This window comes from Streptomyces sp. NPDC059851 (genome assembly GCF_042732005.1).
Classification (GTDB): Bacteria; Actinomycetota; Actinomycetes; order Streptomycetales; family Streptomycetaceae; genus Streptomyces.
Window position 1 is genome coordinate 1 of sequence record NZ_JBHWJJ010000006.1, and the last position, 12,502, is coordinate 12,502.

Annotated in this window: 12 protein-coding genes and 1 pseudogene; 5 read left to right on the top strand and 8 right to left on the bottom strand. The window is 70.7% G+C overall.

Annotation, left to right across the window (positions count from 1 at the left end; all coding sequences use genetic code 11):
- The 5 genes and pseudogenes from ACFV7Q_RS02860 to ACFV7Q_RS02880 all read right to left on the bottom strand — a co-directional run.
- A pseudogene (locus tag ACFV7Q_RS02860) lies at positions 1 to 346 on the bottom strand (hypothetical protein); the annotation flags it as partial.
- A 306-nt stretch (positions 347 to 652) separates the two neighbouring features.
- Positions 653 to 1,348 carry a DUF402 domain-containing protein gene (locus tag ACFV7Q_RS02865; protein ID WP_385422885.1) on the bottom strand — a complete coding sequence of 232 codons (696 nt, stop codon included), beginning with the start codon at positions 1,346 to 1,348 and terminating at the stop codon, positions 653 to 655.
- Positions 1,349 to 1,478: 130 nt separating this feature from the next.
- Entirely contained in the window at positions 1,479 to 2,900 is a 1,422-nt protein-coding gene (locus ACFV7Q_RS02870) for a class II fumarate hydratase (RefSeq protein ID WP_385422887.1), read from the bottom strand.
- Positions 2,901 to 3,369: 469 nt separating this feature from the next.
- Positions 3,370 to 3,960: a hypothetical protein gene (locus ACFV7Q_RS02875; protein WP_385422889.1), complete on the bottom strand. Its 591-nt coding sequence runs from the start codon at positions 3,958 to 3,960 to the stop codon at positions 3,370 to 3,372.
- Between the two features lie 134 nt (positions 3,961 to 4,094).
- Positions 4,095 to 4,859: a glycerophosphodiester phosphodiesterase gene (locus ACFV7Q_RS02880; protein WP_385422891.1), complete on the bottom strand. Its 765-nt coding sequence runs from the start codon at positions 4,857 to 4,859 to the stop codon at positions 4,095 to 4,097.
- A gap of 53 nt (positions 4,860 to 4,912) precedes the next feature.
- On the opposite strand from ACFV7Q_RS02880, the gene ACFV7Q_RS02885 reads away from it, so the two are divergent.
- Positions 4,913 to 5,059 carry a hypothetical protein gene (locus tag ACFV7Q_RS02885; protein WP_385422893.1) on the top strand — a complete coding sequence of 49 codons (147 nt, stop codon included), beginning with the start codon at positions 4,913 to 4,915 and terminating at the stop codon, positions 5,057 to 5,059.
- A gap of 63 nt (positions 5,060 to 5,122) precedes the next feature.
- Complete coding sequence (locus ACFV7Q_RS02890; protein WP_385422895.1) at positions 5,123 to 5,275, top strand: hypothetical protein; 153 nt, start codon at positions 5,123 to 5,125, stop codon at positions 5,273 to 5,275.
- A gap of 48 nt (positions 5,276 to 5,323) precedes the next feature.
- On the opposite strand, the gene ACFV7Q_RS02895 is transcribed toward ACFV7Q_RS02890, so the two are convergent.
- Both ACFV7Q_RS02895 and ACFV7Q_RS02900 read right to left on the bottom strand, forming a co-directional pair.
- On the bottom strand, positions 5,324 to 6,784 hold the full coding sequence (locus ACFV7Q_RS02895; RefSeq protein WP_385422897.1) for a hypothetical protein: 1,461 nt from the start codon (positions 6,782 to 6,784) through the stop codon (positions 5,324 to 5,326).
- Positions 6,785 to 7,282: 498 nt separating this feature from the next.
- On the bottom strand, positions 7,283 to 8,950 hold the full coding sequence (locus ACFV7Q_RS02900) for a fumarate hydratase (RefSeq protein WP_385422899.1): 1,668 nt from the start codon (positions 8,948 to 8,950) through the stop codon (positions 7,283 to 7,285).
- A 150-nt stretch (positions 8,951 to 9,100) separates the two neighbouring features.
- Between ACFV7Q_RS02900 and ACFV7Q_RS02905 the strand changes: the two genes are divergently transcribed.
- Entirely contained in the window at positions 9,101 to 9,859 is a 759-nt protein-coding gene (locus ACFV7Q_RS02905) for a DUF1707 domain-containing protein (RefSeq protein WP_385422901.1), read from the top strand.
- A gap of 156 nt (positions 9,860 to 10,015) precedes the next feature.
- Positions 10,016 to 10,417: a WhiB family transcriptional regulator gene (locus tag ACFV7Q_RS02910; protein ID WP_385422903.1), complete on the top strand. Its 402-nt coding sequence runs from the start codon at positions 10,016 to 10,018 to the stop codon at positions 10,415 to 10,417.
- Between the two features lie 133 nt (positions 10,418 to 10,550).
- Here ACFV7Q_RS02910 and glpX read toward each other — a convergent pair whose 3' ends face one another.
- Entirely contained in the window at positions 10,551 to 11,582 is a 1,032-nt protein-coding gene (glpX, locus tag ACFV7Q_RS02915; protein WP_385422905.1) for a class II fructose-bisphosphatase, read from the bottom strand.
- A 259-nt stretch (positions 11,583 to 11,841) separates the two neighbouring features.
- Between glpX and ACFV7Q_RS02920 the strand changes: the two genes are divergently transcribed.
- Entirely contained in the window at positions 11,842 to 12,360 is a 519-nt protein-coding gene (locus tag ACFV7Q_RS02920; protein ID WP_385423063.1) for a DUF4245 domain-containing protein, read from the top strand.
- Positions 12,361 to 12,502: the final 142 nt, after the last annotated feature.

Sequence of the window (12,502 nt, forward strand, 5' to 3'; positions counted from 1 at the left end):
CCGCCGGACGGCCCTCCTCGCGCGCGGGGGCGGCCGCGGGGCACGGGCCGGGGGTTGCTTCGCCGTCGCGCGGGCGCGGGACGTCCGGGCCGCGGCCGGCGGAGTCCGCGTGCGCCCGTACGGGGTCGGCGCCGGGGCCGGCCGCGCCGCGTACGCCCTCGGCGGCCGGGGCGGGAGCCTTCCCGTGGCCCAGCTCGTCCGCGCACCCGTCGGAGACCGCGGCACGGGCGCGACCGTCTGCGGCCCCGGCGGAGGCGGAGGAGGGCAGGCCGGGGCCGCCCTGGGCCGGTGCCGCGGCGGCCGCGGCAGGCTGCGGGCCCTCCTGCGAGGTGGGGTACTCCGTCACGCGTGGCATTCCGTCCGTTTGCGCTCGATGTGCGCTGCACTCAACTCGGTCAGTCGCGGTATACCCGCTCAGCGGCGGGGACACCATCGCCCCGCGGTTCCTCCCCACACTCCGTCCGGAGGGACGCCCGCCCCGGCTTCGTCGCGGGGACCCCCACCCGCACGTTACCCTCTCGCCCCGGCGTTGACCTCCAGTCAAGTTCCGCGTCCAGCACGACATTTACGGAAGTGCGGCAGGACGCTGCGCCCGCACGCGACCTTGCGGAGGGAGATATTACGGTTCAACCCCGGGGGCGCATCAAGGGTCTCATGAGGTCATATGCGCCGGAGTGCGGTCCCAGTCCTCGGGCAGGGTCGGCACGCCCCAGGCCGGATCGGGCCGCCAGTCCTCCCACCCGTCCGAGAACGGAGCCCCCCACGCCTTGACGACCTCCAGGGCGTCCTGGCCGGCCCGCTGCACCCGCAGCGCCTGTTCGGCGTCCATCAGCCCGGACCGCTGCGCCTGCGCGAACTCGTCCTCGTCGAGCCACTTCCACGTGCGGTCCGGGTAGACGGAGATGTCCAGGAAGTGGTCGACGGAGTCGACGCCGCCGGCCCAGCGCGACCGCGGCTCCTCAAGGTTGACGTACCAGTTCTTGAACCGCCAGCCGTGCTCCCAGAACAGCCACACCGACCAGGGGTCCCCGGGCCGGGCCAGCTTCAGCACGCCCGAGCCGAACCAGCGGGCGCGCGCGGTGGCGCGGGGCGCGGTGTAGCGGGTGGCGAGCGGCTCGCGGTGCACGGGGCTGCCGTCGGCGAGCACCGGCTTGACGCACTCGGTGCCGGGCGCCATCCACACCGCCAGCAGGTCGGCGGTGTCCTGCACCACGGTCACCGGGCGGCAGATGTGGACCGCGCCCGCCGGGCCCGGTGCGTGGTCGCGGTATCGCCAGAGGATCTGCTCCCCCGGCTGCCAGCGGTTTCCCTGTGCGTCGCCGCCCCCGCGGCCTCCGGTACCCGTCATGGGCAGATATTAGGGCTGGGTCCCCCGTGCCCGCTGCGGTGCAGGTCACGGCGGGGGTCCCCCCGGCGGAGCCGGGGGGAGCGTTCGCCAACGGGGAACGACCGGATCCGGCCCCCGTCCGGACCCGGTTTCAGGGGCGGGTCATCCGCAGGACGTCGAGGGCCTCGTCGAGCTGTTCCAGGGTCAGGTCGCCCCGGTCGACGTAACCGGCCTCCAGGACGACCTCCCTGATCGTCTTCCGCTCGGCCAGGGACCGCTTGGCGACCTTGGCGGCCTCCTCGTAGCCGATGTACCGGTTGAGCGGGGTCACCACGGAGGGCGAGGACTCGGCGTACTCCCTGGCCCGGGCCGCGTTGGCGGTGATCCCGTCGACGGTGCGGTCGGCCAGCAGGCGGCTCGCGGAGGACAACAGGCGGATCGATTCGAGCAGGTTCCGGGCCATCACGGGGAGCATCACGTTGAGCTCGAAGTTGCCCGCGGCGCCCGCCACTGCGACCGCGGTGTCGTTCCCGGCCACCTGGGCCGTGATCATCAGCACGGCCTCGGGAACGACCGGATTGACCTTCCCGGGCATGATGGAGGACCCCGGCTGGAGGTCCGGGAGATTGATTTCGGCCAATCCCGTGCGCGGCCCGGAGGCCATCCAGCGCAGGTCGTTGCAGATCTTGGTGAGCGAGACGGCGATGGTGCGGAGCATGCCCGAGGTTTCCACCAGCGCGTCCCGGGCGCCCTGGGCCTCGAAGTGGTTGCGGGCCTCGGTCAGCGGCAGCCCGGTCGCGGCGGCCACCTCGGCGATCACGTCGGCGGAGAAGCCCGCCGGGGTGTTGATCCCGGTGCCCACCGCGGTTCCGCCCAGGGGGAGTTCGGCCAGCCGGGGGAGGACCGCTTCGAGCCGTTCGATCCCGTAGCGGACCTGGGCGGCGTACCCGCCGAACTCCTGGCCCAGGGTGACCGGGGTGGCGTCCATCAAGTGGGTGCGGCCGGCCTTGACGACATCGGCGAAGGCTGCGGCCTTGCGCTCCAGGGCGAGTTCGAGGTGGCGCAGGGCGGGGACGAGGTCGTGGGTGACGGCGGCGGTCGCGGCGATGTGGATGGACGACGGGAACACGTCGTTGGAGCTCTGCGAGGCGTTGACGTGGTCGTTGGGGTGCACGTCGCGGCCGAGCCGTTCGGCGGCCAGGGTGGCGATCACCTCGTTGGTGTTCATGTTGGACGAGGTCCCGGACCCGGTCTGGAACACGTCCACGGGGAAGTGGTCGTCCCAGCGGCCCTCGGCCACCTCGGCGGCGGCCGAAACGATGGCCCCGGCGAGTTCGCCGTCGAGCACCCCCAGGTTCGCGTTGACCGTCGCGGCGGCGGCCTTGATCCGGGCGAGCGCCTCGATGTGGGCGCGCTCCAGGCGCTGCCCCGAGAGCGGGAAGTTCTCCACCGCGCGCTGGGTCTGGGCCCGCCATTTGGCGTGCGCGGGGACCTTCACCTCGCCCATCGAGTCGCGCTCGATGCGGTGCTGGCCGGCCGTCCGGTCGCCGGAGTCTTGCTGATCGTTGGTCATGTTCGTGGCCTCCTCGCAAAGATGAGCAATCGTCTTGTCAGGGCTGTTCCCCTCTCCCCTGCCGAGCGGTGAATACCGGCGGTCATACCGACCTTGGGGAGGCGTACATGACACGTGTAGGCAGGACACCCAGGCTCAGATGTACCGTCGCCGCCGGCGCGGCGTTCGCGGCGGCCCTCGGGGGCGCCACCGCCGTCACCCCCCTGGCCCACGCGGCGGCCCGCCGGTCGGCTCGGCGACTACGGCGGTCGGGTCGGCGACTACGGCGGTCGGGTCGGCTGGCGCGGCCGCTGCCCCGGCCGCCACGACCGGCACGTGCCTGACGCTCGGCGCGGCCGGGGACCCCCTCCGGCTCCAACCCTGCAACGGCTCCGCGAACCAGCGCTCCGCCTGACCGCCGCTCCCCGACCCGTACGACCCCCCCACCCGGCCGGACGACCGGGCCGGGTGTTCCCGCTGCGCCCTGTGGTCAGCCGCGCAGCGGCGGCAGCGGGGCGGAGGTCACCTTGAAGCCGCCCCCGGTCACCGTCGTGAACGGCGCCGGGGCCATGCAGGTGCCGACGCGGGCGAGGATCGGATCGCGACCCGGGTCCAGGTTGGCGGTGCCCCACGAGAAGCCCAGCCGATCGGGTGCGCCGTGCCGGCCGTCCTGCACGCTGATGCCGATCCGGTTGCCCACCGTACCGACGTTCGACTTCGTCACGATCGCCGTGAGGGTGGCCACGCCGTCGCCGGTCATCAGGCAGTCGACCTCGGCCTCCGACGTCCCCACACTGCCGTCGTCCGACCGCTCGTGGTGGACGGTGACCTTCCCCTTGGCGTCCACCGGCATCCCCGCCTGCGGCTTTCCCTCGACCGTGAAGGGCCGGGTGTAGGGCGCCGCCTCGGCGTCCACGCTGAACCGGATCACGTCGTCCTCCGGCGCGTACGGGAACAGCACCTGCGCCGCCCCGTGCACGGCCGCGGTGCGCGGCGCGGAGGCCGGCGCGGGCGCGGCGATCGCCAGCGCGCCGACGGTGCCGAGCGCGGCGGCGAACAGGACCGTGTTGCGGATCTTCATCTGAACTCCCTCTACCAGGTGCCCCGTTGGGCTACGGGGCAAGCCTGGCCGGGGCCCCGGCCGTCAGCCATCTGCCGATCTGCCGGACTTCGGCAGCGGCCGTATGCCGATCGGCAGAGCACGGGGGAGGAGGCTCAGCGGGCGTTGATGTACTCACGCACCTCGCGCGGACGGTTGGTGATGATCGTCTCCACCCCGAGCCGCAGGCACAGCTCGACGTCCTCGAACTCGTCCACGGTCCACACCCGCACCCGCAGCCCCTTGGCCTTCAACCGCGCCACCAGCCCCGGATCCCGCCGCACCAGGTCGATCCCCGGCCCGGCATGCCCGGCGAACGGCGGCCGCGGCGGCCGTACGGCCCGCTCGATGAGGTAGACGGCCGGCAGCCCGGGCGCGAGCCGGTTCATCCTCACCAGCGCGTTCCGCGAGAAGCTCATCACCTCGACGCGCCCGTCGGCGCCGTCGGCGAGCCCGTGGTCCTTCAGCACCCGCACGAGCTCGGCCTCCAGCCGGCCGCCGGCCCGGGTGGGGTGCTTGGTCTCGACGGCCAGCCCGACGGGCCGGTCCGCGGCCAGCGCCTCCTTGAGCAGGTCCTCGAAGAGCAGCACCTGCGCGCCCCGGTGGTCCTCGCCCTTCCAGCCGCCGAAGTCGAGCGCGGAGAGCTGCTCGTACGTCATCGCCGAGACGACCCCGCGCCCGTCCGAGGTGCGCTCGACCCGCCGGTCGTGCACGCACACCAGCCGCCCGTCGGCGGTCAGCCGCACATCGCACTCCAGCGCGTCCGCGCCGTCGGCGATGGCCTGCCGGTAGGCGGCGATGGTGTGCTCGGGGTGCTCGTGCGAGGCCCCGCGGTGGGCGATGACCCGTACGTCTCGGGCGGTGGGGAGCAGCTGTGTCATGGGGGAGACGTTAACCGGCTGCGACGGAACCGCCGGTACCGCATCATCCACAGGTGGCCGAACACCTGATGACACTCCACTGCGGGCCCTGCCCCTCCTGCCGCCACGAGGCGTGGCAACTCATCGTGGACGGCCGCCTGCGCTGGGAGGAACAGCAGTACTGTCCCGTCTGCGAGGTGCAGGCTTGCGACTCGGGCTAAGGCCCGCCGCCGCCCTGGGTCCGGCAGCGGATCATCGCCGAGGAGGGCACGATCCGCGTCGCCGTGGGAGGCCCGGACGGGGCGCCGCTGAAGGCCGTACGCGAGGCGCTCGGCCTGACCCTGCGCGAACTGGCCGAAGCACGCCACCACGGCCTCAACGCGACCCGGGTCGAGGCCGAACTGCTGCGCACAGCGGCAACCGGGCCCCGGGTCTGAGCTGCCCGGACCATCTCGTGTTGTTGCCGTTGCCGTTGCCGCTCACGGTCAGGAGGGGGACCGCCTCGCCCCGGGTTGGCCGGGCGCAGGGCCAGCAGGGGTGGCGCGGCCCGTGGGCAGGGTCTTCGGGTGCTGATCCTGAGCTTCCTTCAGGAGTTGCGCGAACGGAGTTTGGGCCATGGAGCCACGCACGAGTGTCAGACCGTATCGATCATTGGCCTGCCGTTGCCTGCTGGGGGCAACGAGATTGAAGGGCTTCCTGTCGCCGGGCCTGGACACATCCACGTAGACAGCCGGCTTTGGGCGGTACAGCCACCAGACCGTCACACGCTCCCGGCCTCGGGTCACGTTCAGCAGCTCACTACTGTTGGAGATGTCGGCCTGGTACCTGAAGTACTCCCTCTCAATTGGCGGGGGCGCCATGGGATCGTCGTCCTTGCCTTCTTTCACGAGCTTCCCCCGCCACGCCCCGGACCGCTCGTAACCGTCAGCTATTTTCATTCTGTCCTGCCTGATCACCCAAGCCTCGACCTGGGCCGTGACTGCTTCATAGGTGAGCGCGTTGGGGTCTTTGATCTCAACGACCACATCCTCGGATATTTCCTCATCCGGGCCCAACTCCCGCCCCGGCGGCCTGATCAGTTCACCAGGCTTGAGCAATTTGTACTTGTCTTTCGGGTCGCTCGCGAGCTTGGCGTGGATCCAGAAGATGCTTCCGATGAGGTGGACCGGAACCTGGCCGGAGTTCTTGACGCGCAAGCGAACCCGCAGGTACATCTCATTTCTGTCAAAACTCGGCTTTCCGAGCTCAGCGGTAGCCTGCACCAACGGGCGCGATACAGAGGGAAGGTAGACCTGCGTGTACGCCAAGTTGGTGATGACGATGAGAGTGGAGCCAATCGCTCCGATCGCAATTCGCCCAGGATAGCGCAGTGTTCTCCACACCCGACGGCGGATCATGACGATCAGCGAGTACACGGAGCAGGCCATGATGGCTGTCCAGATCGGAAAGTACGGCGTGAACGTCCAGCCCCTGTGCTTGAAGTGCATCCAGAGCAACACCAAACCGACAAGGAGTTCGACCGCTGCCCCGATCAGAAGAGCAGGGCCTGAGGCCCTTACCTCCCGCTTTCGCCAATAGTCGAAAACAGCTGCGAAGGCGATCAATTCCACGAAAGCCATGACCAGGAAGATGAATCCGGTTACCCGGCCGGAGAAGCTGAGAGCGTCAAAGGTGTCATGAAAGCCGATCCAGCCGCAAACGGCGACCGTCAGCAGGAATCCAGCCGACATGATGGCAATTCGTCGTCCCGAGTTGAGGGCCGGCCAGACGGTGCTGTCCCCGCCGCGCCATTCGATGTGGAACTTGGGGCCCACGCCGGCACTGTTCAGAACTTTCTGCAGTTCGTTAGGGCCACGGACGCTGCCCTCGGTCTTGCCGTCGATCACAACTTTCCGCAAGCCGATGTCATCCGGTGGCCATACGACTACCGCGGGCTTGTTCTCCATGGCACCAGGCTGCGCCCGCACCTGCGCGAACGCCCCTGGAGCACGCTTCTCGGGAGCGCCACTCCTGTAGCGACGGGGAACACGGCCGTCACCTGAATGGAGTAACGGGGTGCGCACCTCGCCGCAGTTCGGCGCGAAGCTGGTAGGACCGTGTCCTCGACCTTGTCGGAGGTCCCCGATGCGTACACGAATTATCGGGTTCATCGCCGCGGTTGTGTTGGCCGCTCTCGGTACCGTGGCCCAATTCGCACAGGCTGCTGTGCCCGCCATCGACGGGCAGACGTGCATGGACGGCAAAGGAAGCGTGGAGTACGAGTCCACCACAGGCTCTTGGGTGTGCGTGGGGGGCTCTCACGACGGCAAAGCGATCGACTGAATCAGAACGCTACGGGTCGCGCGCCGGGTTGAGTCGTCTCGGAGCCGACCGGAGGCGCGAGCACGGAGCAAGCCGAGAGCCCCCGGCGGTGCCGGGGGCTCTCGACGTGGGGTGCTACTGGATCAGGCGAGGCCGGGGCCGCGGACCGGGATGTGGGTGAAGGTGGGCTCCGGGGCCGGGTTCTGGAAGAAGTCGTTGCCCTTGTCGTCGACGACGATGAACGCCGGGAAGTCCTCGACCTCGATCTTCCAGACCGCCTCCATGCCGAGCTCCTCGTACTCGACGACCTCGACCTTCTTGATGCAGTCCTGGGCGAGGCGGGCGGCGGGGCCGCCGATCGAGCCGAGGTAGAAGCCGCCGTGCGTGCCGCAGGCGTTGGTCACCTGCTGCGAGCGGTTGCCCTTGGCCAGCATGACCTTGGAGCCGCCCGCCGCCTGGAACTGCTCGACGTACGAGTCCATGCGGCCGGCCGTGGTCGGGCCGAAGGAGCCGGAGGCGTAGCCCTCGGGGGTCTTGGCCGGGCCGGCGTAGTAGACCGGGTGGTCCTTGAGGTACTGCGGCATCTCCTCGCCCGCGTCCAGCCGCTCCTTGATCTTCGCGTGGGCGATGTCGCGCGCCACGACCAGGGGGCCGGTGAGGGAGAGGCGGGTCTTGACCGGGTGCTTGGTCAGCTCGGCCAGGATGTCGTCCATCGGCTGGTTCAGGTCGATGGAGACCACGTCCGAGGACTCGTCCAGGTGCTCGTCCGTGGTGTCGGGGAGGAAGCGGGCCGGGTCGCGCTCCAGCTGCTCCAGGAAGACGCCCTCGGCGGTGATCTTCGCGACGGCCTGGCGGTCGGCGGAGCAGGAGACCGCGATGGCCACCGGGCAGGACGCGCCGTGGCGGGGGAGGCGGACCACGCGGACGTCGTGGCAGAAGTACTTGCCGCCGAACTGGGCGCCGATGCCGAGCTTCTGCGTCAGTTCGAAGACCTTCTCCTCCAGGTCCAGGTCGCGGAAGCCGTGGCCGAGCGGGGAGCCTTCGGTCGGCAGCTCGTCCAGGTAGTGCGCGGAGGCGTACTTGGCGGTCTTCAGCGCGTGCTCGGCCGAGGTGCCGCCGACCACGATCGCCAGGTGGTACGGCGGGCAGGCCGCGGTGCCGAGCGAGCGGATCTTCTCCTCCAGGAACTTCATCATGGAGGCCTCGTTGAGGACCGCCTTGGTCTCCTGGTAGAGGAAGGACTTGTTGGCGGAGCCGCCGCCCTTGGCCATGAAGAGGAACTTGTACGCGCCGCCGTCGGTCGCGTACAGCTCGATCTGCGCGGGCAGGTTCGAGCCGGTGTTCTTCTCCTCCCACATGGTCAGCGGGGCCATCTGCGAGTAGCGCAGGTTGAGCTTGGTGTACGCGTCGTAGATGCCGCGGGAGAGGGCCTCCTCGTCACCGCCGTCGGTGAGCACGTTCTGGCCGCGCTTGCCCATGACGATCGCCGTGCCCGTGTCCTGGCACATCGGGAGCACGCCGGCCGCCGCGATGTTCGCGTTCTTCAGGAGGTCCAGGGCGACGAACTTGTCGTTCGCGGACGCCTCGGGGTCGTCGATGATCCGCCGCAGCTGTGCGAGGTGGGCCGGGCGCAGGAAGTGCTGGATGTCGTGGACGGCCTCCTCGGCGAGCTTGCGCAGCGCCTCCGGCTCGACCTTGAGGAACGTACGGCCGTCGGCCTCGAAGGTCGAGACGCCCTCGGAGGTCACCAGCCGGTACGGGGTGGTGTCCTCGCCCAGGGGCAGCAGGTCGGTGTACGCAAACTCTGGCATGACGGCAGTCATCCTCACTCGGGCAGACAGCGCTGACGACCATTTGGCAGCGCGGTCAACCAGCGTAGGACCTGCCGGTGGGGATGCGTCTGTGAGGTAAGGCTCACCAGTGACTATCGCGATCTATCGTGTCTGGCTATGCTGGTCGACGTGGACATGGAAAAGCACCCCGCAGACCCTGCCGCCGCCCCCGCCGCTGCGGCAGCGACGCCCGTGGCGCCCGTGACGCCCGTGACGCCGGCCGTGCCCGCGGTCCCCGCCGCCGGCGGGCTGCGCGCCTCCGACGCCGACCGCGACCGGATCGCGCAGGTCCTGTCCGACGCGCTCGCCGAGGGCCGGTTGACCCCGGACGAGCACTCCGAGCGCCTGGACGCGCTGTACGAACTGAAGACGGTCGCCGAGCTGGACCTGCTGGTACGGGACCTGCCCTCGCCCGGCGGCCCGACAGCGGGACCCGCCCACGCGCCGGGCCCCGCGGGAGCGGCCGGCATGTCCGGCGCGCCCGGCGTGCCCGGGGCGGCCGAGACGGTCGTCGCCGTGTGCAGCAGCTCCGCACGCAAGGGGCGCTGGCGGCCGGCCGCGCAGACCCGCGCCGTCTCCGTCATGGGTGACATCACGATCGACCTCACCGAGGCCGTCTTCGAGCAACAGGTCACCGAGATCAACGTGGCGTGCGTGTTGGGGAACGTGGAGGTCCTGGTCCCGGAGAACGTCACCTTGCGCGGCCACGGCAGCGGCGTCCTCGGCAACTTCGAGGTCCGCGGGGAGGGCCGACCGGGGACGGACCCGAACGCCCCGGTGGTGATCATCCGCGGCTTCGCCCTGCTGGGCAACATCGAGGCCCGCCCGAAGCTCGGCTCCCGCCTGGTCGACCTCGCCCACAAGCTGCACAAGCGCCTGCACGGCTAGTAGCGCCCCCGCCCCGCCCCGCCGCGAACGACGTCGGATTTCGGTCGAGTTCACCGGCGGCGCCGGGCGCGCCGCACGCAGTGCATAGGGGCGCGCACAGCGGGTAGGGACAGGTGCATCGTCTCTCGCTTGCGTATCCGTCGTCAGGAGTAGACCGTGCAGCATCCGCCGCATCAGTCCCTGCAGGTAGCCGCCGTTCAGACCCTTCAGGCACGTCCGGCCGCCGTGCCGAAGGCGCGGGTGCCCGCACGGGAGGATGACGGCCCGTGGCACGCGGAGGCGGTGTGCCGGCGGGACGAGGCGGGACTGTTCTTCGCCCCGTCCAAGGAGCCCACGGCGGCCCGGCTCTCCCGCGAGGAGGCCGCCAAGCGGGTCTGTGCCCGCTGTCCGGTGATGGTCGCCTGCCGGGAGCACGCTCTGCTCCAGCCCGAGCCGTACGGGGTGTGGGGCGGGCTCACCGCGGCCGAGCGGCGGGTGGTGCTGGCCCGGCGCCGGCGCAGGGCGGCGGAATTGCGCCAGGCGGCGCCGGGGGCCGGGCCGATAGCAGCCGCGGGCTGAGGCCCGTACGCGCGGCGCGCGCGACGACCGGTCGGCCCGGAGGCGCGCATGCGAGAGGGGCGGTCCCGCCGCACACGGGAACCGCCCCTCTCGCTGTGCCGGCGCGGTCGCCGGCGGGGGTGCGCCCGGACCCCTACTTCGCGCGGTCGAAGTCGATGGCGCTGTACGCGCGCAGCTTCGACAGGCGGTGGGTGGAGTCGATCTGCCGGATCGTGCCGGACTTCGAGCGCATGACCAGGGAGGACGTGGTCGCGGTCTCCGAGCGGTAGCGGACGCCGCGCAGCAGTTCGCCGTCCGTGATGCCGGTGGCGACGAAGAAGACGTTCTCGCCGGACACCAGGTCGTTGGTGTGCAGGACCCGGTCCAGGTCGTGGCCCGCGTCGACGGCCTTCTGGCGTTCGGCGTCGTCCTTCGGCCACAGCTTGCCCTGGATGACACCGCCCAGGCACTTGATGGCGCAGGCCGAGATGATGCCCTCCGGGGTGCCGCCGATTCCCATCAGCATGTCCACGCCGGTACCCTCGCGCACCGCCATGACCGAGCCGGCGACGTCGCCGTCGGAGATGAACTTGATCCGGGCGCCGGTCTCGCGGATCTCCTTGACGATGCCCTCGTGGCGGGGGCGGTCCAGGATGACCACGGTGACGTCCTCGACGGCCATGGCCTTCGCCTTGGCGACCCGGCGGATGTTGACCGACACGGGGGCGTTGATGTCGACGAAGTCGGCGGCCTCGGGGCCGGTGACCAGCTTGTCCATGTAGAAGACGGCGGAAGGGTCGAACATGGTGCCGCGGTCGGCGGCGGCCAGGACGGCGATGGCGTTCGGCATGCCCTTGGCGTTCAGGGTGGTGCCGTCGATGGGGTCCACGGCGATGTCGACCTCGGCGCCGGTGCCGTCGCCGACCCGCTCGCCGTTGTAGAGCATCGGGGCTTCGTCCTTCTCGCCCTCGCCGATGACGACGACGCCGTTCATCGAGACGGTGGAGATCAGGGTCCGCATCGCGTTGACGGCGGCGCCGTCGGCACCGATCTTGTCTCCGCGTCCGACCCACCGGCCCGCGGCCATGGCCGCGGCCTCGGTCACCCGGACGAGTTCCAGGGCGAGGTTGCGGTCGGGTGCCTCGGGGGCCACTTCGAGCTGGGGCGGCAGGTTGTGCTCGGTCATCGGAGCGCACCTTTCTGTACGACGACGGCCGGGAAGGTGAGGGTGCTGGAACTCTATCGCTAGGGCGACAAACTGAGCAGGGCGGGGCACGTATGAGCGGATTATCGATCAGGCGGTTGTCCTGAGCGAACGTCTTGCGGAGGGCCCGCCGGGGCCGGGTGGAGGGCGGGCGGAGGCCCCGCGGGCGGGCGTCCGTGCCCCGCGCCCACCCCGGCGGTGATCGCCGCGGGCCATGGGGGACGATGGTGGCGTGGCAGGTATGAAAGGCAAGCAGACGATCTGGGACATGGTCCGGTCGCTGGCGGTGATCGGCATCGTCGTCGCGGTGATCTACATCTTCATCCCGCATGACGACGAGGCCGATCCCACGCACGTGGTGGACTACCGCGTGGAGACGATCACGGCCCGGCGCGCGGCGCCCTACCCGGTCGGCGCGCCGGTGGGCCTGTCGAACGAGTGGCGGGCCACGTCCGTCACCTTCGACCGCAAGGATTCGCACGCCTGGCACCTGGGATTCCTGGACCCCAACGGCCAGTACGTGGCCATCGAGCAGTCCAGTGACGTCTCGACGAAGTACCTGTCCAAGGTCACCCAGAGGGCGGCGGCCACCGGGGAGACGCAGCAGGTCGGCGACGTGGCGTGGGAGCGCTGGGACGGGGCGAAGTACGACGCCCTCGTGCGGCGCGAGCAGGGCCACGTCACCGTGGTGACCGGGACTGCTCCGTTCGAGGACCTCGGCAGGATGGCCGCGGCCCTGGAGTTCAAGCGGGGCCAGTGAACCCGGCGCGCCCCGCGCATCACACGGAACGGTGAAAAGGCCGTGGGGCCCCGGCTACCCGGGGGGCCGGCCCTTAGCGGGGGGGGGGTGGGGGGCGAAGTAGGTGGGGGTTTACAAGACGGGGGGCACGCGGGGGCCCCCG